General features: G+C 69.3%; 22 protein-coding genes. 11 read left to right on the plus strand and 11 right to left on the minus strand.

The genetic code is table 11. The annotated features are described in order from the left end of the window. The first annotated feature begins 280 nt into the window (after window positions 1-280). The 4 genes from ACWC09_RS43865 (at window position 281) to ACWC09_RS43880 (ending at window position 4,135) form a co-directional block, all read left to right on the plus strand. On the plus strand, window positions 281-790 hold the full coding sequence (locus ACWC09_RS43865) for a MarR family winged helix-turn-helix transcriptional regulator (protein WP_450856838.1): 510 nt from the start codon (window positions 281-283) through the stop codon (window positions 788-790). 59 nt (window positions 791-849) lie between these two features. Continuing rightward, on the plus strand, window positions 850-1,188 hold the full coding sequence (locus ACWC09_RS43870) for a DUF3817 domain-containing protein (RefSeq protein ID WP_450856839.1): 339 nt from the start codon (window positions 850-852) through the stop codon (window positions 1,186-1,188). Between the two features lie 95 nt (window positions 1,189-1,283). After that, window positions 1,284-2,984 (plus strand): acyl-CoA mutase large subunit family protein, encoded by a 1,701-nt coding sequence (locus ACWC09_RS43875; protein WP_450856841.1) that lies wholly within the window; start codon window positions 1,284-1,286, stop codon window positions 2,982-2,984. Window positions 2,985-3,091: 107 nt separating this feature from the next. Next, on the plus strand, window positions 3,092-4,135 hold the full coding sequence (locus tag ACWC09_RS43880) for a trypsin-like serine peptidase (protein WP_450856843.1): 1,044 nt from the start codon (window positions 3,092-3,094) through the stop codon (window positions 4,133-4,135). A 13-nt stretch (window positions 4,136-4,148) separates the two neighbouring features. Here ACWC09_RS43880 and ACWC09_RS43885 read toward each other — a convergent pair whose 3' ends face one another. Then, entirely contained in the window at window positions 4,149-4,778 is a 630-nt protein-coding gene (locus ACWC09_RS43885) for a TetR/AcrR family transcriptional regulator (RefSeq protein WP_450856845.1), read from the minus strand. A gap of 201 nt (window positions 4,779-4,979) precedes the next feature. On the opposite strand from ACWC09_RS43885, the gene ACWC09_RS43890 reads away from it, so the two are divergent. The 4 genes from ACWC09_RS43890 to ACWC09_RS43905 all read left to right on the plus strand — a co-directional run bounded on the left by ACWC09_RS43890 (window position 4,980) and on the right by ACWC09_RS43905 (window position 9,214). Continuing rightward, a complete protein-coding gene (locus ACWC09_RS43890) occupies window positions 4,980-5,960 on the plus strand; it encodes a tetratricopeptide repeat protein (protein WP_450856846.1) in 981 nt (326 codons plus the stop codon). A 625-nt stretch (window positions 5,961-6,585) separates the two neighbouring features. Further along, a complete protein-coding gene (locus ACWC09_RS43895) occupies window positions 6,586-7,218 on the plus strand; it encodes a DUF6230 family protein (RefSeq protein ID WP_450856848.1) in 633 nt (210 codons plus the stop codon). A 132-nt stretch (window positions 7,219-7,350) separates the two neighbouring features. Next, window positions 7,351-7,914, plus strand: a complete 564-nt coding sequence (locus ACWC09_RS43900; RefSeq protein WP_450856849.1) for a DUF6114 domain-containing protein — start codon at window positions 7,351-7,353, stop codon at window positions 7,912-7,914. Next, a complete protein-coding gene (locus tag ACWC09_RS43905) occupies window positions 7,904-9,214 on the plus strand; it encodes a hypothetical protein (protein WP_450856851.1) in 1,311 nt (436 codons plus the stop codon). Before ACWC09_RS43900 ends, ACWC09_RS43905 begins: the two co-directional genes overlap by 11 nt. Before the next feature lie 98 nt (window positions 9,215-9,312). Here ACWC09_RS43905 and pyk read toward each other — a convergent pair whose 3' ends face one another. The 3 genes from pyk to pta form a co-directional block, all read right to left on the minus strand. Continuing rightward, window positions 9,313-10,746: a pyruvate kinase gene (gene pyk, locus ACWC09_RS43910; protein ID WP_450856853.1), complete on the minus strand. Its 1,434-nt coding sequence runs from the start codon at window positions 10,744-10,746 to the stop codon at window positions 9,313-9,315. A gap of 100 nt (window positions 10,747-10,846) precedes the next feature. Continuing rightward, window positions 10,847-12,055, minus strand: a complete 1,209-nt coding sequence (locus ACWC09_RS43915) for an acetate kinase (protein ID WP_450856855.1) — start codon at window positions 12,053-12,055, stop codon at window positions 10,847-10,849. After that, on the minus strand, window positions 12,052-14,142 hold the full coding sequence (gene pta, locus ACWC09_RS43920; protein ID WP_450856857.1) for a phosphate acetyltransferase: 2,091 nt from the start codon (window positions 14,140-14,142) through the stop codon (window positions 12,052-12,054). Before pta ends, ACWC09_RS43915 begins: the two co-directional genes overlap by 4 nt. 184 nt (window positions 14,143-14,326) lie before the next feature. Here pta and ACWC09_RS43925 point away from each other — a divergent pair, with 184 nt between their 5' ends. Beyond that, complete coding sequence (locus ACWC09_RS43925) at window positions 14,327-15,352, plus strand: ATP-dependent 6-phosphofructokinase (RefSeq protein ID WP_450856858.1); 1,026 nt, start codon at window positions 14,327-14,329, stop codon at window positions 15,350-15,352. Window positions 15,353-15,370: 18 nt separating this feature from the next. Here the strand turns inward: ACWC09_RS43925 and ACWC09_RS43930 are convergent, their stop codons facing one another. After that, window positions 15,371-16,135, minus strand: a complete 765-nt coding sequence (locus tag ACWC09_RS43930) for an XRE family transcriptional regulator (RefSeq protein ID WP_450856859.1) — start codon at window positions 16,133-16,135, stop codon at window positions 15,371-15,373. 178 nt (window positions 16,136-16,313) lie between these two features. Here ACWC09_RS43930 and ACWC09_RS43935 point away from each other — a divergent pair, with 178 nt between their 5' ends. Continuing rightward, window positions 16,314-16,769, plus strand: a complete 456-nt coding sequence (locus ACWC09_RS43935; RefSeq protein WP_450856860.1) for a PPOX class F420-dependent oxidoreductase — start codon at window positions 16,314-16,316, stop codon at window positions 16,767-16,769. 189 nt (window positions 16,770-16,958) lie between these two features. On the opposite strand, the gene ACWC09_RS43940 is transcribed toward ACWC09_RS43935, so the two are convergent. The 4 genes from ACWC09_RS43940 to ACWC09_RS43955 all read right to left on the minus strand — a co-directional run bounded on the left by ACWC09_RS43940 (window position 16,959) and on the right by ACWC09_RS43955 (window position 21,208). Continuing rightward, window positions 16,959-17,804 (minus strand): carbohydrate ABC transporter permease, encoded by an 846-nt coding sequence (locus ACWC09_RS43940; RefSeq protein WP_450856861.1) that lies wholly within the window; start codon window positions 17,802-17,804, stop codon window positions 16,959-16,961. Window positions 17,805-17,812: 8 nt separating this feature from the next. Next, window positions 17,813-18,763 (minus strand): carbohydrate ABC transporter permease, encoded by a 951-nt coding sequence (locus tag ACWC09_RS43945; RefSeq protein ID WP_450856863.1) that lies wholly within the window; start codon window positions 18,761-18,763, stop codon window positions 17,813-17,815. 19 nt (window positions 18,764-18,782) lie between these two features. Further along, the gene (locus ACWC09_RS43950) at window positions 18,783-20,177 is read right to left on the minus strand and encodes an extracellular solute-binding protein (protein ID WP_450856864.1); all 1,395 of its coding nucleotides are present in this window, start codon (window positions 20,175-20,177) and stop codon (window positions 18,783-18,785) included. A 164-nt stretch (window positions 20,178-20,341) separates the two neighbouring features. Then, complete coding sequence (locus ACWC09_RS43955; RefSeq protein ID WP_450856865.1) at window positions 20,342-21,208, minus strand: 5'-methylthioadenosine/S-adenosylhomocysteine nucleosidase family protein; 867 nt, start codon at window positions 21,206-21,208, stop codon at window positions 20,342-20,344. 27 nt (window positions 21,209-21,235) lie between these two features. Between ACWC09_RS43955 and ACWC09_RS43960 the strand changes: the two genes are divergently transcribed. Next, a complete protein-coding gene (locus tag ACWC09_RS43960) occupies window positions 21,236-21,772 on the plus strand; it encodes a hypothetical protein (RefSeq protein WP_450856867.1) in 537 nt (178 codons plus the stop codon). A gap of 482 nt (window positions 21,773-22,254) precedes the next feature. Here the strand turns inward: ACWC09_RS43960 and ACWC09_RS43965 are convergent, their stop codons facing one another. Beyond that, entirely contained in the window at window positions 22,255-22,953 is a 699-nt protein-coding gene (locus ACWC09_RS43965; protein WP_450856868.1) for a response regulator, read from the minus strand. Then, window positions 22,950-24,884, minus strand: a complete 1,935-nt coding sequence (locus ACWC09_RS43970) for a sensor histidine kinase (RefSeq protein ID WP_450856869.1) — start codon at window positions 24,882-24,884, stop codon at window positions 22,950-22,952. The genes ACWC09_RS43965 and ACWC09_RS43970 overlap by 4 nt, the downstream gene beginning before the upstream one ends. Window positions 24,885-25,041: the final 157 nt, after the last annotated feature.

The raw sequence follows: 25,041 nt of genomic DNA on the forward strand, positions 1-25,041 counted from the left end.
GGTGTCCGCCCGCAGCGGCGGGCGTCCGTCACCCGGTGCCCTCTTGAGCCACAGCACCGCCCGACCGAGGACGGACACCCCCCGCCCCGGCCCCGACCCACAACCCACCCCTAGGCGCTACACCAGCCCCCACCCAACCCGCAGCTGCGCCGCAGGCATCCCCGAGCGGGGGTGGGGATGGCGCTGGCCGCTGTGCCGTGTACTGCTCGCGCTCGAAGCCGCCGGACCGAAAGACGAGACGGGGCTGACCAGCATGTGACCGGCCGGTAAGGTCGAGGGCGTGCCGAAGCCGCTCAGTCTTCCCTTCGATCCCATCGCCCGCGCCGACGAACTCTGGAAGCAGCGCTGGGGGAACGTGCCGTCCATGGCGGCCATCACCTCGATCATGCGCGCGCACCAGATCCTGCTCGCCGAGGTCGACGCGGTGGTCAAGCCGTACGAGCTCACGTTCGCACGGTACGAGGCGCTGGTGCTGCTCACCTTCTCCAAGGAGGGCGAGCTGACGATGTCCAAGATCGGCGAGCGGCTGATGGTCCACCCGACCTCGGTGACCAACACCGTCGACCGCCTGGTGAAGTCGGGCCTGGTGGCCAAGCGCCCCAACCCCAACGACGGCCGCGGCACCCTCGCCTCCATCACCGACAAGGGCCGCGAGGTCGTCGAGGCGGCCACCCGGGACCTGATGGCGATGGACTTCGGCCTCGGGGTCTACGACGCCGAGGAGTGCGGGGAGATCTTCGCGATGCTGCGGCCACTGCGGGTGGCGGCGAGCGACTTCGACGAGGAGTGATCCCGGCCCGGGGCGACCCGGTCCAAGATCTCCCGGAACGGGCGGTTACGCTCGACGCCATGAAGAAGAGCGTGCTGACCCGCTACCGCGTCCTGGCCTATGTCACCGGTGTGCTGCTGGTCCTGCTGTGCCTGAGCATGATCGCCAAGTACGGCCTGGACATCGACGGCGCCGCGGACTTCACCCGCGTCGTCGCCATCGCGCACGGCTGGCTCTACGTGATCTACCTGGTCTTCGCCTTCGACCTGGGCTCCAAGGCGAAGTGGCCGGTCGGCAAGCAGCTCTGGGTCCTGCTCGCGGGGACGATTCCCACGGCCGCCTTCTTCGTCGAGCGCAAGGTCACCCATGAGCTGGAGGCCGCGGTCGCCGAGGACGTACCGGCGGTAGCCAAGGCGTAACCCACCGCCGCACGGCCCCCGTGCGGCGGCCCGTCACACCAGCCGCGGCGCGTCGGGCATCGACATTTACTAGGACGTCCTAGTAAATTTGAGGTATGGACGCTGACGCCATCGAGGAGGGCCGCCGTCGCTGGCAGGCCCGGTACGACAGTGCGCGCAAGCGCGACGCCGACTTCACGACGCTCTCCGGGGATCCCGTTGAGCCGGTGTACGGGCCCCGGGAAGGGGATGCGTACGAGGGGTTCGAGCGGATCGGGTGGCCGGGGGAGTTCCCGTTCACGCGCGGACTGTATCCGACCGGCTATCGGGGGCGGACGTGGACGATCCGGCAGTTCGCCGGGTTCGGGAACGCCGAGCAGACCAACGAGCGGTACAAGATGATCCTCGGCAACGGGGGTGGCGGGCTGTCCGTCGCCTTCGACATGCCGACCCTCATGGGGAGGGACTCCGACGATCCACGGTCGCTCGGTGAGGTCGGGCACTGCGGGGTGGCCATCGACTCCGCCGCCGACATGGAGGTGCTGTTCAAGGACATCCCGCTGGGGGATGTGACGACCTCCATGACCATCAGCGGGCCGGCCGTCCCCGTCTTCTGCATGTATCTCGTCGCCGCCGAGCGGCAGGGGGTCGATCCGGGGGTGCTCAACGGCACGCTCCAGACCGACATCTTCAAGGAGTACATCGCGCAGAAGGAGTGGCTCTTCCAGCCGGAGCCCCATCTGCGGCTGATCGGCGACCTGATGGAGTACTGCGCCGCCGGGATTCCCGCGTACAAGCCGCTGTCCGTCTCCGGGTACCACATCCGTGAGGCGGGGGCCACGGCCGCGCAGGAGCTGGCCTACACGCTGGCCGACGGGTTCGGGTACGTGGAGCTGGGGCTCAGCCGCGGGCTGGACGTGGACGTGTTCGCCCCCGGCCTCTCCTTCTTCTTCGACGCGCACGTCGACTTCTTCGAGGAGATCGCCAAGTTCCGTGCGGCGCGGCGCATTTGGGCGCGGTGGATGCGGGACGTCTACGGGGCCAAGTCCGAGAAGGCGCAGTGGCTGCGCTTCCACACGCAGACCGCCGGAGTCTCGCTGACCGCCCAGCAGCCGTACAACAACGTGGTGCGTACGGCCGTGGAGGCGCTGGCCGCCGTGCTTGGCGGGACCAACTCGCTGCACACCAACGCCCTCGACGAGACCCTGGCCCTGCCCAGCGAGCAGGCCGCGGAGATCGCGCTGCGGACCCAGCAGGTGCTCATGGAGGAGACCGGGGTCGCCAACGTGGCCGATCCGCTGGGGGGTTCGTGGTTCGTGGAGCAGCTGACGGACCGGATCGAGGCGGATGCGGAGAAGATCTTCGAGCAGATCAAGGAGCGGGGGCTGCGGGCACACCCCGACGGACAGCACCCGATCGGACCCATCACCTCCGGCATCCTGCGCGGGATCGAGGACGGCTGGTTCACCGGCGAGATCGCCGAGTCGGCCTTCCAGTACCAACGGGCCCTGGAGAAGGGCGACAAGAGGGTCGTCGGTGTGAACGTCCACCACGGGTCCGTCACCGGTGACCTGGAGATCCTGCGGGTCAGCCACGAGGTCGAGCGGGAGCAGGTACGGGCGCTTGGCACCCGTAAGGCCGGGCGGGACGAGGCCGGTGTCCGGGCCGCCCTGGACGGCATGCTCGGCGCCGCCCGCTCGGGCGCGAACATGATCGGGCCCATGCTGGACGCCGTACGCGCCGAGGCGACCCTGGGCGAGATCTGTGGAGTCCTGCGGGACGAGTGGGGAGTGTACACCGAGCCGGCCGGGTTCTGATGACCGCCGCGGGGGCGTGACGGAAATGTGATCCGCCGTCTTCTCCGCGATCGTTCCCGTGCATACCATCGGCCCGTCGACTCCGCCGATCCTCAGGGGAACTGACGGTGCGTAGGCTTTTCAGACCCAGGGTGGCCCGCGCGGCCGTCGCCGTCGCGGTGGCCCTGCTGCCGTGTGCCGCCCTCGCCCCGGTCGCGGCCGCCCATGGCGGTCCGGCTCCGGTGAACCCGGTCGCCGCGCGGCTCGACGCCTACTGGAGCGCGGCCCGGCTGACGGCCGCGCTGCCCATCGACACGGGCCCGGAGGCGGACTCCGCCGGTGTTGGCCTGGAGACGGACTCGGTCTCCGCCGGCGCCGTCTCCTCGGCCGGCGCCGCCCTTTCCTCCACCGACTCCTCGGCGGTGGACGGTCCCCGGCCGGGCGAGTACATCCCGCCCAGCCACAGCTTCGACGGCATGCCCCAGGCCGGAACCTTCTTCTGGACCGACGTCAGCGGCACCGGGCGCACCTGCAGCGGTTCCGTGGTCCGCAGCCCCGGGCGTGACCTGGTGCTGAGCGCCGGCCACTGTCTGCGGGGCTACTCCGGCGCCTCCCCGCGCCGCAACCTGGCCTTCGTGCCGCAGTACCACGACGGACGGAAGCCGTTCGGTGTCTTCCCGGTCCGCGCGAACGGCGTCTACGTCCCGCAGGAGTACTACGACCTGGGGGAGCACGCGGGTGCCGAGTACGACTACGGCTTCGCCGTCACCGAGCCCAACCAGGACGGAACGCCGCTGGAGGAGGCGACCGGCGGGGTACAGCTGCTCACCGGCACCGGGTACCGGCACGCCCCCGTGCGGATGATCGGCTACCCGGGAGGGGCCGAGAAGCCGCTGGAGTGCTGGAGCCGGACCACCCGTTGGGACAGCGACGACCCCGCCGAGCCGGGCAGCTACCCGCGCATCGCCTGCGACGCGTTCGTGGACGGCACCAGCGGCGGACCGATGCTGGTGCCGTGGCCGGGCGGCTGGGCGGTGATCGGGGTCATCGGCGGGTACCACACCGGCGGTTACACCCCCCAGATCTCCTACAGCGCCTACTTCGGCAGGAGCGTCCGGGTCCTGTACGCCGACGCGGTCATCGGCGTCCCGCCGGCGAGCCCGGCGTCGTAGCACCGGAACGCCGCTACGGCTGCCGGCTGCCGGCTCCGAGACCGCCGAGGAGCAGTGCCGTGAAGTCGCGGACCCAGTCCTCGTCCGCCGGGTGTCCGCTCACCAGGGCACGGTGGACCACCGCGCCCGCGACCACGTCGAAGATCAGGTCGATCGCGCGGGCGGACTCGAACGGGTTCTTCTCCGGGAGCAGTTCGCCGCGTTCCTCGGCGCGGCGACGGCCCTCCAGGACCAGGCGCTTCTGGCGTTCCACGATCGAGGTGCGGATGCGTTCGCGCAGGGCGTCGTCGCGGGTCGACTCCGCCACCACCGCCATCAGACCGCTCGCGGCCTCGGGGCGGGCCAGGATCGCCGCGAACTGGAGGACCACGCCCTCGATGTCGGCGGAGAGGCTGCCGCGGTCGGGGAGGGTCAGTTCGTCGAAGAGTTCGGCGACCGCGTCGACGACCAGTTCGTTCTTGCCGGACCAGCGGCGGTAGAGGGTCGTCTTTGCAACCCCGGCCCGTGCCGCGACGTCTCCCAGGGTGAGTTTGGACCAGCCCAGCTCGACCAGGGCCTCCCGGGTGGCCGCCAGGATCGCGGTGTCCGCCTCGGCGCTGCGGGGGCGTCCGGTGGCGCGTGGGGCGGGGATGCGGCTCTGCATCCCATGACCATAACGGGCGGTTCGTGTGATGCAGTGAGGGAGATCACCGGGGGGTGGTGTCCCGGAGGCACCCAGTGCCATTACGCTACGACTCGTAGCGAAACCGCTGGGGTGGCGTGGGGTGGGGACCCGGCGCCGAACAGTTCGACCGACTTTCACAACGTTTTTCGCGCACGCGCGCTCACGGGGGAGGATAGACGCATGCAGCCACGGAACATGTCCATGAGCGGAGTCGTCGACCTCGCCGCGGTGAAGGCGGCCCAGGAGGCCAAGGCGAAGGCGGAGCAGGCGCGCGCCGAGGCCGCCCGGCAGGGCGGCGGCCCGGGAGCCGTCTCCCCGGCCGATCTGGTGATCGACGTCGACGAGGCCTCCTTCGAGCGCGATGTCCTGCAGCGGTCCACCGAGGTGCCCGTCGTCATCGACTTCTGGGCCGAGTGGTGCGAGCCCTGCAAGCAGTTGAGCCCCGTACTGGAGCGGCTCGCCGTCGAGTACGACGGGCGCTTCCTGCTCGCCAAGGTCGATGTCGACGCGAACCAGATGCTGATGCAGCAGTTCGGGATCCAGGGGATTCCGGCCGTGTTCGCGGTCGTGGCGGGGCAGGCGCTGCCGCTCTTCCAGGGGGCCGCCGGCGAGCAGCAGATCCGGCAGACCCTCGACCAGCTGGTGCAGGTCGCCGAGCAGCGATTCGGCCTGACGGGCCTGACGGTTGACCCGGACGCCGAGCCGGGCGGCGGCCAGGCGGAGGCCGAGTCGGCGCCCGTCGGACCGTACGACGCCCTGCTCGAAGCCGCCGTACGCGCCCTGGACTCCGGGGACTTCGGCGGTGCCGTACAGGCGTACAAGAACGTGCTGAGCGACGACCCGGGCAACCCGGAGGCCAAACTCGGGCTCGCGCAGGCCGAGTTGCTGCAGCGGGTGCAGGGGCTCGACCCGCAGCAGGTGCGCCGGGACGCGGCCGAGAAGCCGGCCGACGTACAGGCGCAGATCGTCGCGGCGGACCTGGATCTGGTCGGCGGTCATGTCGAGGACGCCTTCGGGCGGCTCATCGACACCGTCCAGCGCACGGCGGGTGACGACCGGGACACGGTACGTCTGCGACTGCTGGAGCTTTTCGAGGTCGTTGGGGCGGATGATCCGCGTGTGGCGGCGGCCCGGCGGGCGCTCGCGCGGGCGCTGTTCTGACCAGCCCGTAAACGTCACCGCATGTGATGCCCGAGTGAAAGATTTGCCGACGTAGCTCCACTGCGGCCGCGCTTTACCAAATCTTGGTAATCGCGGCCACTGTTACTGCGAGTAAGTTACGGGCGTTGATCTGTCGGTTTCTGTCCAACGATCAATAGCTTTGTCCACCCCCTGTTCCGCACCCTGCGTCGCCGTCCGAGACCTGTGGGTCGTCCTTCGGTTATCCGGCCGTTACTACCCAGTAACGAAGCCCCTTGTGTCGGCGGCGAGAATGCACCACGATCGGCGACGCTCGGTCCATTCCCGTACCCCGACAGCCGGTCGGGCCGCGGGAGTTCCTGGGTCCCCACCGAGTAGAGACGGCGCCCGTGGTGCCGGCTCTTGGACAGGGGGGTCTTCGCCCACTCGGCGGAGCCTGTCCAGCAAGGTTGTGCGTGATGCGTGTCAGGCGCGACCAGTGGTTGTCGCTCGGGGGTGATCGCCGGTGATCGGTGCGCGGTTTCAGCGCCTCCGAGTGCGGGCGCTCTCCTTTCCGAGGACGTAGCACTTCTCCCATCCCTGCCCGGCTGAGCCGCCGACAGGTTGCAGTCAGGGTCAGGAGATGTACGTCCGAGAAGGAGGAAATATGGAGTCCCAGGTGCGTGGCGGGACCAGATGGAAGCGGTTCGCTGTGGTCATGGTGCCCAGCGTCGCCGCTACGGCCGCGATAGGTGTCGCCCTCGCGCAGGGCGCTCTCGCCGCGTCGTTCAGCGTGTCCGGCCAGCAGTTCAAGGTCACGGCCGACCAGCTGGAAGGCGATGGCTTCTCGCAGTACGGAGCCCTTGACTCGGGGTACACCCTCGACGGCAAGAAGACGGTTCACCCGGTCGCGGTCTCGGCGTTCAAGTCCGCGAGCATCAAGAACCTGTGCCAGTCGGTCGTCACCCCGAACATCCCGATACTCGGGTCCGTCAGCCTGGTGCTGAAGGCGGGCGGCGGTGACACGCCGGTCCAGGCCGACAACCTGTACATCGACCTCGATGACCTGAGCGCCGACGCGACGTTCACGAACATCGACATCGGTGTGGCCGCCAAGGACGCCAGCAAGGGTCCGGGCATCAAGAGCGGTGACACGGCCAACCCGTACGGGTTCGCGCAGCAGGCCGAGCACGCCTCGCTGAGCGACGTGAAGCAGACGGCGTGGGCCACCACCGCCGGAACCTTCAAGCTGAGCGGACTGAAGATGTCCGTGCAGACGGGTACGCACGAGTGCTACTAGGCACTCGGTGAACGGGCGGGGGAGCCGAAGGCGCCCCCGCCCGTCCACCTTCCCGCACCTTCTTCACACGCAGTACAACTCACCACCACAGCACCATCACCACAGCAACGCCGCACCAGGGAGCTGTTTTCCATGAGCGCCGAGACTCCTGCCGTCCCCGTCGGCCAGTTCAGCCGCCGCAGGGCGCAGTTCCGCGCCTGGCGGGGCACACGGCCGTTCTGGGCCGGTCTGTTCGTCATGATCGCCGGACTTCCCATCGCGTACTTCCCCTACGCCCACCTGCAGGTGGGCCACCTGACGCTGGCGATGGCGACGACCGCGGGCGCCGGGTCCCTGATCATCGGCGTACTGCTCGTCGTTCTGGGCTTCAGTCTCTGGTTCCAGAAGCACGTGCGGACCTTCGCCGGTATCGCGGCGATCCTGCTGGGCCTCGTGTCCATCCCGGTGTCCAACCTCGGCGGCTTCCTGATCGGCTTCCTGTTCGCCCTCGTCGGCGGCGCGATGGCCGTGGCATGGGCCCCGGGCGCGCCGCCCGCCGAGGAGCCGGCCCAGCAGGACACCACGGGAACGGGTGACGCCCCCGGAGCCCTGGACCCGGACACCACGATCCTCAAGCCCGTGGTGGGCGAGCCGAACGATCTGTCAGGAACGAGCCCGGCCAACAACGGGGCGAACGGGAGGCACAGTGCCGGCTGACGAGGTGACCCACGGGACTGATGTGGACGAGTCCCGTGTGAGAACCGGGCCGCGCCATGCGGCACCCAAGAAGCCGCTGTTCACCCGGTTCCACATGCCGGCCGGCAAGGCGATAGCCACAGTGGCGATGCCGACGGCGGTCCTCATGGGCATGGGCTTCACGTCCTCGCTCGCGCTCGCCGACAGCGGTGGCTCCTCGTCCGCGAAGAGCCTGACCGCGGACGAGTACAAGGACTGTGTCACCGCCCTGGACTCCTCGGCCTCGCCGTCGGCCTCCGCCTCGGCGTCCGACGACTCGGCCGACACGGCGACGCCCTCGCCCTCGGCGTCCGCGGACACGTCCAAGGACTCCTCGGACACGAGCTCCGACTCCGGCAAGACCGGTTCGTCGGATTCAGGTTCCGACGGCAAGGCGACGCCGTCGCCGTCCGCGTCGGAGAGCACGTCGGGCAGCGACACCGCCACGCCGACCCCCTCTGCGTCCGCGAGCAGCACCAGCGGCGGTCTGCTGGACGACATCGGCAACGCGATCTCCGGCATCTTCACCGGCTCCAGCACGTCGGGTTCCAGCTCCTCGACGAGCGCGAGCCCGACGCCGTCGGCCTCCGCGTCGTCGAGCGACTCCTCCGGCTCGAGCGTGTCCGACACCGTCAAGGACACGACGAAGACGGTCACCGACACGGCGACCAAGGCCGTGAAGGACACGACCGACACGGCGACCAAGGCGGCCGACAGCGCCACCGAGGCCGCCGCGAAGGCCGCGGCCGCCGCCACGTCCTCCGCGAGCCCGTCGGCGAGCTCCAGCACGTCCGCGGCCGACTGCCCGGCCGCCACGGACGACGTCAGCGGCGTCGACAACAAGGTGGCGGTGGCGGACGACCCCTGGTACCTGAGCGCCAGCTCGCTGCTCCTCAAGAGCGCCGACTACCAGGGCATCGTCGAGGTGAAGACGGCCAGCGGCACCACCAAGAAGGTGCTGAAGTACGTCATCTCCGGCGGCACCGACATCGGCGACCTGCACCAGACGGTCAAGGACAAGCAGCAGGGCAAGACGTACCACGTCCAGGCCGCCTCGGGGTCGACGTCCACGATCCGGGGCGGCGACACCACGATGTACACGGAGTCCATCTCCGGGAACCTGTTCGGTCTGATCCCGATCACGTTCAGCCCCGACAACCCGCCGCCGCTGAACATCCCGCTGATCTACTTCACCAACGTCAAGGTCGTCCAGGCCGGCCAGTTCGGCGGCACCCTGCACGTGCCCGGGATGCACGTCTACACGACCGACGGAACCGGCTGAGCACCACCACAGGCCCATCCGGGAGCCGCGCACAAACTGAGGGCGCCCCCTGATCCAGGGGGCGCCCTCAGCGCCGTACAAGAGCCTTTACGGGCCCGTCAGTTGCTGCCGCTGCCGCCGCCGATGTGGTGGACGCGGAGCATGTTGGTGGTGCCGGGGACGCCGGGGGGCGAGCCGGCGGTGATGATGACGATGTCGCCCGGGTTGAAGCGGTTGATCTTGGCGATCTCCTGGTCGACCATGTCGACCATCTCGTCGGTGCTGTTCACGAACGGCACCACGTGCGACTCCACACCCCAGCTGAGCGTCAGCTGGTTGCGGGTGTTCTCGTCCGTGGTGAAGGCGATGATCGGCGGCTGTGCGCGGTAGCGCGAGAGACGGCGGGCCGTGTCGCCGGACTGTGTGAAGGCGACCAGGCCGCGGCCGCCGAGGAAGTCGGCGATCTCGCACGCGGCACGGGCGACCGAACCACCCTGCGTACGCGGCTTCTTGCCGGGGACGAGCGGCTGCAGGCCCTTGCTCAGCAGCTCCTGCTCGGCCGCGGTGACGATCTTCGACATGGTCTTGACCGTCTCGACCGGGTACGCGCCCACACTCGACTCCGCCGACAGCATGACCGCGTCCGCGCCGTCCAGGATCGCGTTGGCGACATCGGACGCCTCGGCGCGCGTGGGGCGGGAGTTGGTGATCATCGACTCCATCATCTGGGTCGCCACGATCACCGGCTTGGCGTTGCGGCGGCACAGCTCGATGAGCCGCTTCTGCACCATGGGGACCTTCTCGAGCGGGTACTCGACGGCCAGGTCGCCACGGGCCACCATGACGGCGTCGAACGCCATCACGACGCCCTCCATGTTGTCCACCGCCTGCGGCTTCTCCACCTTGGCGATGACGGGGACCCGGCGGCCCTCCTCGTCCATCACCTTGTGGACGTCGGCCACGTCCTTGGCGTCCCGCACGAAGGACAGCGCGACCATGTCGCAGCCCATGCGGAGGGCGAAGCGGAGGTCCTCCACGTCCTTCTCGCTCAGCGCCGGCACGTTGACGGCCGCGCCGGGCAGGTTGATGCCCTTGTGGTCGGAGACGACACCGCCCTCGATGACGATCGTCTTCACCCGCGGGCCCTCGACGTCCAGGACCTTCAGCTCGACGTTGCCGTCGTTGATCAGGATCTGGTCGCCGCGGTCGACGTCACCGGGCAGGCCCTTGTAGGTCGTACCGCAGATCTGCTTGTCGCCGGGGACGTCCTCGGTCGTGATGACGAACTCGTCACCCCGCTCGAGCTCGACCGGGCCCTCGGCGAAGGTCTCCAGACGGATCTTCGGGCCCTGCAGGTCGGCGAGGACACCGATGGCCCGGCCGGTCTCCTTGGAGGCGGCACGGACGCGGTCGTACCGCCCCTGGTGCTCGGCGTGCGTGCCATGGCTGAAGTTGAACCGGGCCACGTTCATTCCGGCCTCGATCATCGAGACCAGCATTTCGTGGGAGTCGACCGCGGGGCCGAGAGTACAGACGATTTTCGAACGGCGCATGGAGACGATCCTATCGGTTTGTTTCCCTACGGAATATTCCGTCTGGCGGAAGATACAAATGGGCGGAAGTGCGCTCAGGCGTGTTACTCCGGTGTATTCCTCAGCCTTCGTTTCCGACCAGTGCGTAGGTCTGTGTCGCGATCTCCAGTTCCTCGTCGGTCGGCACCACGGCCACGGCCACGCGCGCGAACGCGGGCGAGATCAGCCGTGGCTCGTCGCCGCGCACGGCGTTCAGCTCGCCGTCCACCACCAGGCCCAGCTCCTCCAGGCCCGCCACCGCAGCCTCCCGCACCGGACTCGCGTTTTCCCCGACTCCCGCTGTGAAGGCGACCGCGTCCACGCGTCCGAGCACGGCGTAATACGCGCCGATGTACTTCTTCAGACGGTGAATGTAGATCTCGAAGGCGAGCTTCGCCGCTTGGTCGCCCTCGTCGACCCGGCGACGTATCTCCCGCATGTCGTTGTCACCGCACAGCCCGATCAGCCCGCTCTTCTTGTTGAGAAGAGTGTCGATCTCGTCCGTGGACATTCCGCCAACACGCATCAAATGGAAGATGACGGCCGGGTCCATGTCCCCGGACCGCGTACCCATCACGAGCCCCTCCAAAGGCGTCAGCCCCATGGAGGTGTCCACGCACTTCCCGCCCCGTACGGCGGAGGCGGACGCCCCGTTGCCGAGGTGCAGCACGATGACGTTGACCTCCTCGGGCGCCTTGCCGAGCAGCTCGGCCGTGGCCCGGGACACGTACGCGTGCGAGGTCCCGTGGAACCCGTACCGTCTGATCCGGTACTCGTCGGCGGTCCGCACGTCGATCGCGTAGCGGGCGGCCGACTCCGGCATCGTGGTGTGGAAGGCGGTGTCGAAGACGGCGACCTGGGGGAGGTCGGGCCGCAGGGCCTGGGCGGTGCGGATGCCGGTGAGGTTGGCGGGGTTGTGCAGCGGGGCGACGGGAATCAGCCGCTCGATCTCGGCGAGGACGGCGTCGTCGATCACGGTCGGCTCGGTGAAGGTCTTCCCGCCGTGCACGACGCGGTGCCCGATCGCGGCCAGCTCCGGAGAGTCGAGGCCGAGCCCGTCCTTCGCCAGCTCCTCCGCCACGGCCTTCAGCGCGGCGTCGTGGTCGCCGATCGGGCCGGTCCACTCACGCGTGGTGCCGCTCTCGACGTGCGTGTGCCTGAGCCGGGAGCTCTGCTCGCCGATCCGCTCGACGAGGCCCACCGCCAGCCGGACCCTGTCACGCATGTCGAGGAGCTGGTACTTCACCGACGACGAGCCGGAGTTGAGGACGAGGACGCGGGACGCGGTCACTGGAGGGGTGCCTTCTCGGTCGGGTGCTGGGCCTGGATCGCCGTGATGGCGACGGTGTTGACGATGTCCGAGACGAGGGCGCCCCGGGAGAGGTCGTTGACCGGCTTGCGCAGCCCCTGCAGCACCGGCCCGACCGCGATCGCGCCCGCCGAACGCTGCACGGCCTTGTAGGTGTTGTTGCCGGTGTTGAGGTCCGGGAAGATCAACACGCTTGCCTGCCCGGCGACTTCGGACCCCGGCAGCTTGGTGGCGGCGACGGACGGCTCGACGGCGGCGTCGTACTGGATCGGCCCCTCCGTCTTCAGGTCCGGGCGCCTTTCGCGGACGAGCTCGGTGGCCTCCCGCACCTTGTCGACGTCGGCGCCCGAGCCGGACGTACCGGTCGAGTACGACAGCATCGCGATCCGCGGCTCCACGCCGAACTGCTCGGCGGTGGCGGCCGACTGGATGGCGATGTCGGCGAGCTGCCGGGCGTTCGGGTCCGGGTTCACGGCGCAGTCGCCGTAGACGAGGACCTTGTCGGCGAGGCACATGAAGAAGACCGACGAGACGATGTCGGTGTCCGGCTTGGTCTTGATGATCTCGAAGGCGGGCCGGATGGTGGCGGCGGTGGAGTGCACGGACCCCGACACCATGCCGTCGGCGAACCCCTCCTGGACCATCAGGGTCCCGAAGTAGTTCACATCGCTGACGACGTCATGGGCCAGCTCGACCGTCACGCCCCTGTGGGCGCGGAAGGCGGCGTACCGCTCGGCGAAGGAGTCGCGCAGTTCGGAGGTCGCCGGGTCGATCAGCTGGGCGTCGCCGAGGTCGATGCCGAGGTCGGCGGCCTTCTTGCGGATCTGGTCGACCGGGCCGAGAAGGGTGAGATCGCAGATGCCACGGCGCAGGAGCACCTCGGCGGCGTGCAGGATGCGCTCCTCCGTGCCCTCGGGGAGGACGACCCGGCGCTTGTCGGAGCGGGCCTGTTCCAGGAGCTTGTGCTCGAACATCATCGGGGTGAGCCGGTCGCTGCTCGGCGCGGAGACGCGCTTGTTGAGATCGGCCGTGTCGACGTACCGCTCGAAGAGGCCGAGGGCGGTCTCCGCCTTCCTCGGGGTGGCCGCGTTCAACTTCCCTTCCAGGGAGAAGAGTTCGGCGGCGGTGGGGAAGCTGTTGCCCGGCACGGAGAGGACGGGGGTGCCCGGGGCGAGGCGGGCGGCGAGGGTGAGGATCTCCTCGCTCGGCACCTCGTTCAGGGTGAGCAGTACACCGGCTATCGGCGGGGTGCCGGCGCTGTGCGCCGCGAACGAGCCGACGACCAGGTCGGCGCGGTCGCCCGGAGTGACGACCAGACAGCCCGGCGTCAGGGCGGCCAGGAAGTTCGGCAGCATGGCCCCGCCGAAGACGAAGTCGAGCGCGTCACGCGCCAGTCCCGATTCGTCGCCGAGGACGACCCGGGCGCCGAGGGCCTGGCCGATCTGGGAGATGGTGGGGGCGGAGAGGGCGGGCTCGTCCGGGACGACGTAGCACGGCACGGGGAGCCGGTTGTCGAGGCCGGCCACGATCTCGTCCCGGTCCTCCGGGGCGACCCGGTTGGTCACCATGGCGAGGACGTCACAGCCGAGGCCGTCGTAGGCGCGATAGGCGTTGCGGGTCTCGGCGAGCACGGACTCACAGGGCTGCTTGCGGCCGCCGACGACCGGGATCACGGAGGCGCCGAACTCGTTGGCGAGACGGGCGTTGAGGGAGAGCTCGTCCGGGAGCTGGGTGTCGGCGAAGTCGGTGCCGAGGACGAGGACGACGTCGTAGTCGCGGGCGACGACATGGAACCGGTCGACCAGCGTGGACACCAGCTCGTCCGCGCCCTGCTCGGCCTGGAGGGCGGACGCCGCGTGGTAGTCCATGCCGTAGACGGTGGCCGGGTCCTGGGAGAGCCGATAGCGGGCGCGCAGCAGCTCGAAGAGGCGGTCGGGCTGGTGGTGGACGAGCGGCCGGAACACCCCCACCCGGTCGACCTGCCGGGTCAGGAGCTCCATGACCCCCAGCTCGACGACCTGGCGGCCGTCGCCGCGGTCGATACCGGTGACGTACACGCTGCGCGTCACGTGTGCTCTCCGTTCCGTTCTCGTCCCTGCACAAAAATCGCCCACCGAGGTGAGCAGAACCCTCTTGACAGTACCCCCGCTCACGGTTAAGGCGCCCATCAGATCGGGAGCGACACCCGTGTACGGGACGTGAAACAATCGCACTGGCTCACCGCCATCAACAGCGAGCAGGAGACACAGCACGATGCGCATCGGAGTTCTCACCGCCGGCGGCGACTGCCCTGGTCTGAACGCAGTGATCCGGTCGGTCGTGCACCGAGCGGTCGACAACTACGACGACGAGGTCATCGGCTTCGAGGACGGCTACGCCGGCCTGCTGAACAGCCGCTACCGCACTCTCGACCTGAACGCCGTGAGCGGCATCCTGGCCCGCGGCGGCACGATCCTCGGCTCCTCCCGCCTGGAGCGGGACCGGCTGCGCGAGGCCTGCGAGCGGGCCGAGGACATGGTCGAGGCCTTCGGCATAGACGCGCTGATCCCGATCGGCGGCGAGGGCACGCTGACGGCGGCGCGGATGCTGTCCGACGCGGGCCTGCCGGTGGTGGGCGTCCCGAAGACGATCGACAACGACATCTCGTCCACGGACCGCACCTTCGGCTTCGACACGGCGGTCGGGGTCGCCACGGAGGCGATGGACCGCCTCAAGACGACCGCCGAGTCGCACCAGCGGGTGATGGTCGTCGAGGTCATGGGCCGGCACGCGGGCTGGATCGCCCTCGAGTCCGGCATGGCGGCGGGCGCGCACGGCATCTGTCTCCCCGAGCGCCCCTTCGACCCGGGCGACCTGGTGAAGATGGTCGAGGAGCGCTTCTCCCGCGGCAAGAAGTTCGCGGTCGTGTGCGTGGCGGAGGGCGCTCACCCCGTCGAGGGCAGCATGGACTACGGCCATGGCGCGATCGACAAGTTCGGCCACGAACGCTTCCAGGGCATCGGCACGGCACTCGCGTACGAACTGGAACGGCGCCTCGGCAAGGAGGCCAAGCCGGTCATTCTCGGCCACGTCCAGCGCGGCGGCGTACCGACCGCGTACGACCGGGTGCTGGCGACGCGCTTCGGATGGCACGCGGTGGAGGCCGCGCACCGGGGGGAGTTCGGCAGGATGACGGCGCTGAGGGGGACGGAGATCGTGATGGTGCCGTTGGCGGAGGCGGTCACGGAGCTGAAGACGGTGCCGAAGGACCGGATGGACGAGGCGGAGTCGGTCTTCTAGGTTTCCCCGGTCGTGCGGCTACTGGGTGTTGTCCTGGAGCGCGGCCCAGAAGTGGTCGACGATCCGGTCCAGGAAGTCCCGCCCGGCCTCGCTGGAGTCGCTCGCCGCGTTGCCGTCGCCCCAGCTCAGTGAGGCGACCATCTGCCCCTGGTAGTCCTGGTGCAGCTCCTGGAGGGTGTCCACCAGGAGCCGCCGGTCCAGGGGCACCATTTTGGCGACCGGACGGACGTAGGCCTGCCACCGCGTGGTCACCGCGCCGCGCAGGGCGTCGGCGAGCTTGGCCTCGCGTCCGGTGACGGTGACGAAGTCGGGCAGCGAGAGGTCGAGCAGGTCGGCGAGGGTCGCCGACTGACGGTCGTTGCCGCGCCAGGTGTTGTGGTCCTCCATGTGGAGATAGGCGAGGAGTTCCAGGCCGACGGTACGGGCGACGTCCTCGGCGGCGAGGCCGCGGGCGATGCGGTGTTCACGCAAGGTGCGGGGCCTGCCGAGGAGTTCGGCGGGGGAGCACCACAACACGCCTGCGAGAGCGGTGAGTTCGGAGTTGGTGGGGTTGAGCTGCCCGCGTTCCCAGGCGATGACGAGGTCGGGCGTGGCGTAGGGGAGCCCGTACGAGGCGCGCAGGCCGAAGGCGACGTGTTCGGGGCCCATGGTGAGCGCGGTGCGGAGGCGGCGGGCGGCGGGGGCGTTGAAGGGCGGGACGGACTGGGAGGAGCGGGGGGACTGGGGGGATCGGACGGGGGGAGTCGGGCGGTCTTGGTTCGGGTGGGGTGACGGATCGCGCACGGGGCACAACGTAGGGCTGTCGGCGTGCACTGACTACGGTCTGTTCGGCCAGGAATACGGATTGTAGGAAGGTACGGGTGAGGGGCCTTTCGTGCATGACCGGAGATCATCTGTCGGCCGGACGTGCACGACGGCGAGGATGGCGCCGAGCCGCCCGTGCGGGTGGCGGGAAAGGTGCGTGATCTTCGTGTACGAGGTGAATGGCAAGGTAGAGGGGCATATTCGCGAGCGCCTTCTGGCGCCGAATTTCTGGCATCTCGCGACGGTCGGGCCGGACGGCGCTCCGCAGGTCTCGCCCATGTGGGCGGACCTCGAAGGTGAGTACGTCATGGTCAACACGTCGATCGGGCGCGTCAAGGAGCAGAACCTGCGGCTCAATCCGAACGTCTCGCTGTCGCATCACGATGCCGAGAACCCCTATGACCGGGTGGAGATACGGGGGCGGGTGGTGCGGTTCGTGGAGGGCGAGGAGGCGGAGCGGGCGATGGACCGGCTCACGCGGAAGTACATCGGGGAGGAGCGGTATCCGTGGTTGCTGGAGGGGGAGCGAAGGGTGATGTTGTTGATCGAACCGGTGCGGGTGAGGCGGGTCGTGGGGGTGGAGCCGTTTCGGAAGGGCGTGTTGCCGGAGTGAGGTGAGAGGCGAACCGGGGCGTCGGTTCAGAGATGAGCGCGTAGCGCCTGGTACTCGAGCGACAGCGCGGTCGGTGCGACAACGGTGGGCGCAGTGGCGGGCACCCGCGCAAGGTACGCCAAGCCGCCTGACCGGAGCGGGTGTTGGACAGGGCCGGAAGTCCACGGCGTACCGGTCGCGCCGCGGAGCTCACCCCTTGACCGCTCCACCCAGCGCGAACCCCCCACCCAACCGCCGAGCGATCAGCACATACAACAACACCACCGGCGTCGAATAGACGATCGAGAACGCGGCCAACTGCCCGTACGCCACCATCCCCCGGTTCCCGAAGAACTCATTGATGCTCACGCTCGCCGGCAACTGATCCGGCGTCAGCAGCAGCATGAACGGGACGAAGAAGTTCCCCCACATCATCACGAACGAGAAGACGGTCACGACCGCCACCCCGGGACCCATCAGCGGCAGCACGATCCGGGCCAGGGACTGCATCGACGACGCCCCGTCCGTCCACGCCGCCTCCTCCAGCTCCTTCGGCACGCCGTCCATGAAGTTCTTCATCAGCCAGATGGCGAAGGGGAGTTGGGACGCGGCGAAGAACAGGATCGTGCCCTGCATCGTGTCGATCAGGTTCACCTGCACGAACAGCGCGTACACCGGGACCATGATCGCCGTGATGGGGAGGCTCGTCGCGAAGAGGATGGTGAGGAGGAAGGGGCGGTTCAGACGGGAGTGGAAGCGGGAGAGGGGGTACGCCGCCAGGGCCGCGCAGACGACGGTCAGCAGCGTCGCGCCGCCGCACAGGATCAGGCTGTTGAGCAGCGGTGTGAAGGTGATGTCCGAGGTCAGGATCGCGTCGAAGTTGGCGAAGGTGAGGCCGTCGGGGGCCTTCACCCTCAGGTCGGCGTGCGGGTCCAGCGAGGACAGGACGACCCAGGCGAGGGGGAGGGCGAAGAGGACGGCGACGGCCAACAGGGCGGTGTCCGCGGCCAGTCGGCGGTTGCGGCGGCGGGAGGCGAGGGTGAGGTTGAGGGCCATGGCGGGTGTCAGACCTCCGTTCGCAGCAGGCGCAGATAGACGACGGAGAAGAGCGAGCCGACCACGAGCAGCAGCAGGGCGACCGCGGTGGCATAGCCGATCATGCTGTTCTGGAAGGCCTGTTCGTACATGTAGAGCGGGAGCGTCTGGCTCTTGTTCCCCGGGCCGCCCCTCGTCATCACCCAGATGAGACCGAACACGGACAGCGTCTGGAGGGTGTTGAGCATCAGGTTCGTGCCGATGGAGCGGCGGATCATCGGGAGGGTGATGTGCCACATACGGCGCCAGCCGCCCGCGCCGTCGACCTCGGCAGCCTCCGTGATCTCCTGGGGGATTTCATTGAGTGCCGCTGAGTAGACCAGCATCGAGAAGGCCGTACCACGCCAGACGTTCGCGAAGGACACGGCGAGGATCGGGAGGGTGAACAGCCAGTTCTGGGACGGGAGATGAAGCAGGTCCAGGACCGCGTTCAGGGTGCCCTCGCGGCGGAAGAAGGCGTAGAGAAGGAAGCCGGCGACGACCTCCGGCAGGACCCACGCCGTGATGACGACCCCGCCGGTGAGCGTGCGGACCGGCTTCGAGGCGCGCTGCATCAGGGCGGCGAGGGCCAGGCCCAGGGTGTTCTGGCCGAGGAGGGACGAGACGACCGTGAAGACGAGGGTCAGCCATACGGCGTTCAGGAACTCGTCGTCGCCGAACGCCTTGCGGAAGTTGGCGAAGCCCACGAAGGAGGAGTGGGCCTGGCCGGTGAGCTGGAGGTTCGTGAAGGCGATGTAGGCGCAGTAGGCGATCGGGCCGGCGAGGAAGAGGAGCAGCAGGGCGACGGAGGGGGTGAGGGGGAGGAGGCGGGTGAGGAGGCGCGGGAGCCTTCGGCGGCCGGGCGCGGGTGAAGTGGGGCGGGGCGAGGGCGACTTGGCCGCCCTCGCGTCGCTCGGTGCGTGCGGTGTCGCGGCGGTCATGGGTGCTGGTCGCCGCCGTTCACTTCTTGATGACCTGGTTGTCGGTGGCGTCCTTGAGCGCGTCGTCGTAGCCGCTCGCCGCCTTGTCGACGGACGTGTCGCCCGTCGTCACGCCCTCCATCGCCTCCTGGATGGCGGTGGAGACCCTGGGGTACGCCGGATACGCCGGCCGGTAGTGGGTGCTGGCGACGAGGTCCGTGAAGAACTTGATGCCGGGCTGTGCGGAGGCGTACGACGGGTCGGCGGCGACGTCCTTCCGGACCGAGATGCCGGAGTTGGAGATGTACCACTTCTCGGCGTTCGCCTTCGTCTGCATGGTCCTGATGAAGTCGAAGGCGAGGTCGGGGTTGCCGGCCTTGGACGGGATCGCCCAGGTCCAGCCGCCGGACATGCTCACCTTGCCGGGTGCCTGTCCGTGCTGGGTCGGCATGTACGCCAGCCCCAACTCGCTCGACCACTGCGGCCATTCGTGCCCGCTGCCCTTCAACCAGGCCTGTGGGAGCCAGGATCCGTCCAGCGCGATGCCCAGCTTGCCCTTCGGGAGCATCTCGCCGGCCACGATGGTCTGGATGTTGGGGTCGAGGGCGGTGGAGACGTCGGGCCCGAGTTTCTCCTGATAGACCGTGTGCACGAAGGACAGCGCGTCCTTGAAGCCCTGGCTGCCGGCGATCCACTTCTTCGACGCCTTGTCGTACAGCGGGTCGGATGTGCCGGAGTTGCCAACGTTGTCAGTGCCGTAGAGCAGCATCTCGAACGTCTGCATGGTGGAGGCTTCGCCGGCGGGTTTGCCGGTGTAGACGTTGATCGGGGTGACGTCGGGGACCTTCTTCTTGATGGCGCGGGCGGCGGAGAGGACGTCGTCCCAGCTCTTGGGCTGCCAAGTGGCCGGCAGACCGGCCTTCTTGAAGATGCCCTTGTCGAACCAGAGGCCCCGGGTGTCGGTGCCGTCCGGGACGCCGTACGTCTTCCCGTCCTCACCCCGGGCCGCGCTCTTGGCCGTGTCGATGAACTGGTTCCAGTCCGGCCACTTGGCGAGGTACGGGTCGAGGGGCTTCAAGTACCCGCTGGTGATGTCCGAGTTGATGAGGAACGTGTCCTCGTAGACCAGGTCCGGGGCGGTCTTCGGTGAGCGCAACATCTGCTGGAGCTTGGTGTAGTACTCCGAGTCCGGGGCCTTGATCGGGACGAGCTCGACCTTCTTGCCGGGGTACTTCTTCTCGAACTGCTTCTTGATGTCCGCGAGGAAGTCGTCCATCACCTTGATGGAGTTGTCCGTGGACTGTTTGAACGAGACCTTGATGGTGTCCGGGTCACTGCCGGAACCGCTGCCGCAGGCGGTGAGGGTGGTTGCGGCGAGGGCGGTGACCAGTAGGGCGGGGAGGAGGGGGAAGGATGCGGTGGGGCGCACGGGCATGACCTCCTGCGGCTGCACTTCGTTGTGGCCGGGATGACTGCCCGGTGAACGTAAGTGGAGTGGTCTAGTCAGGTCAATGACTGTGCGCGGGATTGGGCGTTGACGGCTTCGGCGAGGGCGATGCGGTCGTGGGTGACGGCGAGGGGGTGCCCGCTACACATCGCCTAACGGTGATCTGTTCTCCTGCCGACGACGGGGCCGTAGAAGGTCCCGCCCCGGAAGTCGATGTGGTCCCCGCCGTACGTCGTTCCGGTGCCGTCCTCGCGGCGATCGGGACGCTCCTCGGAGTCGGAGGAACCTTTGCGGGGACCGTGCTTGCGCAGTACCGCCATCGTCACCGCGGCAGCCTGCTTGGCGGCGAGTCGCTGCGAACCCGAGGCGTCGGCCTTGTGTTTGTCGGCGTTGGCGTGGTCGCTGATGCCGCGGATGACGAGGGAGTCCAACCGGCCGTTCAAGTGGGCGGCTTGAGTGGCGCCATAGCCCTCCATCTCGATCGCGGCGGCGTCGTTGTAGTGCCTGCGGATGAAGTGGACGATGTCGGAGTCGGCGTCGGCCAGGACCACGTCGCCCGTGGCGATCGGCGTGAAGTGGGGCCGTACCTCGGGCATGTCCCGTACGGCCGAGCGGGCCGCCTGTTCCAGCGCGTGCGAACCCGGCAGCGCCTTCGGGCGGGCCAGGAAGCCTTCCGGCGTCTGCTTGCCGCCGTGGATCTCGTACACCTGCGTCCCCACGACGACGTCCCCGATCTCGACGTCGTCCTTGAGACTGCCGGCCACGCCCACGAAGAGCACGGCCTCGGGGCGCAGCCAGGTGATGAGCTGGGTCGTGAGGGCGGCGGCCCGGTCGGCGCCGACGCCCAGTTCGGCGAGGGCGACTTGCCATCGGGTGCCGGCGAGTCGGCCCTTCTCCACCCGGGTCCCGTCGCGGTGGACGTCCTCCTGTCGTTCCTCGATGTGCGCGCGTACGGCGGCGTATTCGAGGGGAAGTGCGGACAGGACGAGAGCGGTGGATACGGTCTCCGGCACACTCATAAGGTACTGCCGGGGGAAGGGATTCCAGTGCCGGAACGGGATGTCACGGTGGGGCAGTTGCTGCTCGCCGAGTACCAGACGGTCAAGGACGAGCAGAAGGCGCGGATCGGGTTCCGGGACAATCTGCTCTACGTGACGTTGGGGGTTGTGGCCGCCGTCATCGCCGCCGCGGCTCAGGCCAAGCAGGCGTCGATGTTGCTCGCGCTGCCGCCGGTGTGTGTGGTGCTCGGGTGGACCTACCTCGTCAACGATCAGAAGATCTCGGCGATCGGCGCGTATGTGCGCGACCAACTCGGGCCTCGGCTTGCGGCGTTGGCCGAGCCGGGTGGCGGGTTCGAGGCGTTCGGGTGGGAGACGGCGCATCGTGGGGATGCGCGGCGGAGGTCGCGGAAGGCCGTGCAGACGGGCGTCGACCTGATGGCGTTCTGCGTGGTGCCGCTTGCCGCGTTGGCGGTGTTCTGGGTGGCCGGGGGGAGTGGGTCGCTCGTCGCCGTGTCGGGGGTGGAGGCGCTCGCCGTGGGCGGGCTCGGGTGGCAGGTGGTGTGGTACGCGAGACGGGCGTGAAGTCCCGTTTGCCGCCGCACCTTTGACGTACGGTCACTTGCTGGCTGACGGGGGCGGGCACCGGGTACGGAACGGGCGGGACCAGCGATGAAGGCGGCGTTGCTTGCGGCCCTGGCGGAGGGTGCGGGCGGGGATGGCGGGCGCCGGGCCGTGAAGGCGTTGACGCGGGCCGTGGGGCCGGGTGTGGGGGCGTCCGTCCAGGACATCGCCGAGGCTGCGCGGGATCCGGGGCGGCGGGATGCGGTGCGGGCGTGGGGTGAGTCGGTGGTTGCGCTGCTCGCGGGGGATCCGGAGGGGGTGGCCGGGTCTGTCGCGGGGAGCGGTACGCGGCGGGGAGCGGTACGCGCCGGGGAGTGGTACGCGCCGGGGAGCGCGGCTTCCACCTACCTCCAGTCCGGCGACGCCTTCACCCGCGCCAACGCCCCCACCGAAGCCGCCCACACCCCGCACCGGGGCCGCCGAACTCGACGACACTCCGCCCCCTACCGCCCCTTCCCCACCCCCCGAACCCACCGATACTGCAACTCGGGCCGCCCCACAGTCCCGTACTGCGGACTCCGTTCCGCCCTCCCTGCCTCGACCAGATGCTCCAGGTACCGTCTCGCAGTAATCCGCGAGATCCCCACCGCCTCAGCCACCCCCGCCGCAGTCATCCCCTCCCCGCAATCCCGCAGCGCCACCGTCACCCGCTCAAGCGTCGGCCCGCTCAATCCCTTGGGCAGCGCAGCAGGTCCAGGTGCCCGTAGCGCGGCCAGCGCCCGGTCCACCTCGTCCTGCCCGCTCGCCTCCCCGGCCGCGCCCCGGAACTCCGCGTACCGCACGAGCCGATCCCGCAGTGTCGCGAAAGTGAACGGCTTCAACACGTACTGCACGACCCCCAAGGACACCCCCTCCCGCACCACCGTCAGATCCCGCGCCGACGTCACCGCGATCACATCCGCCTGATGCCCCGCCGCCCGCAACGACCGCGCGAACTGCAGCCCGTGCACATCCGGCAGGTGCAGGTCCAGCAACAGCAGATCCACGGCCGTACGGTCGAGCACCCGCCGAGCCTCCGCCCCGCTGTGCGCCTTTCCGACCGCGACGAACCCCGGCACCCGCCCCACGTACATGACATGCGCGTCGGCGGCCACGGGATCGTCCTCCACGACCAGCACCCGAATGGGCTGCACGCCAGTCACACGCCACCACCCCTCACGACCGGCGCCGACCCATCCGCCGCACCCCGCACCGACCGCTCTTCAGCACCCGGCACTGACCCGTCCTCCGCAGCCGGGGCCGCCCCATGCCCCGCCCCGGACGCCGCCCCGTTGCCCGAGCCCGGCGTCGAGCTCTCCGCGGCAGCCGGCACCGACCGCTCCTCCGCAGCCGGGGCCGAACCGTCCCCCGCGCCGGATGTCGCCGTGGTCCCCGCCCTCGGCGCCGACCGCTGCTCCGCACCCGGCATCAACCCATCCCCCACCCCAGAGGCTGCCCCATCCAACGTTCGCGCCCCCGATCCCCCCGCCACCCGCAAAGGCAACCGCACCTCGAACTCCGCGCCGCCCCCCTCCGCCTCGGCCACCGACAAAGCCCCGCCTTGCCGATGCACCGCCTGCCGCACCAACGCCAACCCCAGCCCCCGCCCGCCCGGACCCGCCGGCTTCGTGGAGAAACCCCGCTGGAACACCTGCTCCGAGTGCGCCGGATCCACCCCCGCCCCCGTGTCCGCCACTCGCAGCACCAGCTCGGAAGCCTCCGCGTACGCGGTGACCGTCACCCGAGCCCGCAGGCTTCCCTGAGCGGCGTCCACGGCGTTGTCGATCAGGTTCCCCAGGATGGTCACCAGGTCCCGCGCGGGAAGCGTGGGCGGCAGCAAGCCGTCGTCGAGGCGGCTGTCCTCCGACACCACCAGCTCCACACCCCGCTCGTTCGCCTGTGCCGTCTTGCCCAGCAGCAGGGCGGCCAAGACCGGTTCGCTGACCGCCGACACGACCTGGTCGGTGAGCGCCTGGGCGAGTTCCAGCTCTGCCGTCGCGAAGTCCACCGCCTCCTCGGCGCGGCCCAGTTCGATGAGGGAGACGACGGTGTGCAGGCGGTTCGCCGCCTCGTGCGCCTGGGAGCGCAGTGCCTGGGTGAAACCTCGCTCCGAGTCCAACTCGCCCATCAGGGACTGGAGTTCGGTCACATCGCGGAGGGTGACCACCGTGCCGCGCCGCTCGCCGCCCGACACCGGCGAGGTGTTCACCACCAGCACCCGGTCCGCCGTCAGATGCACCTCGTCCACCCGAGGCTCGGAAGCCAGCAGCGCGCCCGTGAGGGGTGCGGGCAGCCCCAGGTCGGCGACCGACCTTCCCACCGCGTCCGCTCCCGAGTCCGAGGACAACCCCAGCAACTCCCGCCCCCCGTCATTGATCAACGCCACCCGAAACTGCCCGTCCAGCATCAGCAGCCCCTCCCGCACCGCGTGCAACGCCGCCTCGTGGTAGTCGTGCATTCGGCTGAGCTCGGCCGCGTTCATGCCGTGGGTGTGGCGGCGCAGGCGGGCGTTGATGACGTACGTGCCGATCGCGCCCAGGGCGAGGGCGCCGGCCGCGACGCCGAGGAGGGCCGAGAGCTGGCCCCGTACCCGCTTGCTGATCGCCTTGACCTTGATGCCCGCGCTGACCAGGCCGACGATCCGGTCGTGGGAGTCCCTGATGGGGGTGACCGCGCGGACCGACAGTCCGAGGGTGCCCTTGTAGGTCTCCGTGTAGGTGTCGCCGTGCTGGGCCCGCTCGATGTTGCCGAGGAAGTGCTTGCCGATCTGGTTCTTGTCGGGGTGGGTCCAGCGGATGCCCTTCGGGTTCATGATCGTGACGAAGTCGACGTCGGCGTCCTTCATGACCCGCAGTGCGTACGGCTGGAGCTCGGCGGTGGGGTTCGGGGTGCGGATGGCGTCCCATACGGACGGGGCGTCGGCGATCGAGCGGGTCACCGCCAGGGCCTGCCTGCGGGCCGCGTCCTCGGCCTGGTGCTGGTCGCTGATGTACGTGAACAGTGCGTATCCGGCCACGAGCACTGCTATCAGCACGGCCTGCATGGCGAAGAGCTGGCCGGCCAGGCTGCGGGGTCTCGGGGCGGGGATGCGCATGTCGTCAGTGTGCCTCGCACGTCAATCGTGAACTAAATGAACGGAAGGGTGACCGCCCTCACAGGGCGCGGAATAGTCACCGCAACGAGGAACGAACGGAAGCAGGGCAGTCGGTTCCGGCCAAGTGTCCCGCCAAGGGCTTCACGCCAGGGCTCCC

The organism is Streptomyces sp. NPDC001617, from assembly GCF_053596855.1.

Excerpts from the sequence above, each read along its gene's own strand:
- ACWC09_RS43970 (WP_450856869.1), bottom strand. The coding sequence starts at position 24,884 with ATGCGCATCCCCGCCCCGAGACCCCGCAGCCTGGCCGGCCAGCTCTTC.
- ACWC09_RS43895 (WP_450856848.1), top strand. The coding sequence starts at position 6,586 with ATGGAGTCCCAGGTGCGTGGCGGGACCAGATGGAAGCGGTTCGCTGTG.
- ACWC09_RS43870 (WP_450856839.1), top strand. The coding sequence starts at position 850 with ATGAAGAAGAGCGTGCTGACCCGCTACCGCGTCCTGGCCTATGTCACC.
- ACWC09_RS43955 (WP_450856865.1), bottom strand. The coding sequence starts at position 21,208 with ATGAGTGTGCCGGAGACCGTATCCACCGCTCTCGTCCTGTCCGCACTT.
- ACWC09_RS43875 (WP_450856841.1), top strand. The coding sequence starts at position 1,284 with ATGGACGCTGACGCCATCGAGGAGGGCCGCCGTCGCTGGCAGGCCCGG.
- ACWC09_RS43950 (WP_450856864.1), bottom strand. The coding sequence starts at position 20,177 with ATGCCCGTGCGCCCCACCGCATCCTTCCCCCTCCTCCCCGCCCTACTG.
- ACWC09_RS43890 (WP_450856846.1), top strand. The coding sequence starts at position 4,980 with ATGCAGCCACGGAACATGTCCATGAGCGGAGTCGTCGACCTCGCCGCG.
- ACWC09_RS43940 (WP_450856861.1), bottom strand. The coding sequence starts at position 17,804 with ATGGCCCTCAACCTCACCCTCGCCTCCCGCCGCCGCAACCGCCGACTG.
- ACWC09_RS43885 (WP_450856845.1), bottom strand. The coding sequence starts at position 4,778 with ATGCAGAGCCGCATCCCCGCCCCACGCGCCACCGGACGCCCCCGCAGC.
- ACWC09_RS43925 (WP_450856858.1), top strand. The coding sequence starts at position 14,327 with ATGCGCATCGGAGTTCTCACCGCCGGCGGCGACTGCCCTGGTCTGAAC.
- ACWC09_RS43945 (WP_450856863.1), bottom strand. The coding sequence starts at position 18,763 with ATGACCGCCGCGACACCGCACGCACCGAGCGACGCGAGGGCGGCCAAG.
- pyk (WP_450856853.1), bottom strand. The coding sequence starts at position 10,746 with ATGCGCCGTTCGAAAATCGTCTGTACTCTCGGCCCCGCGGTCGACTCC.
- ACWC09_RS43900 (WP_450856849.1), top strand. The coding sequence starts at position 7,351 with ATGAGCGCCGAGACTCCTGCCGTCCCCGTCGGCCAGTTCAGCCGCCGC.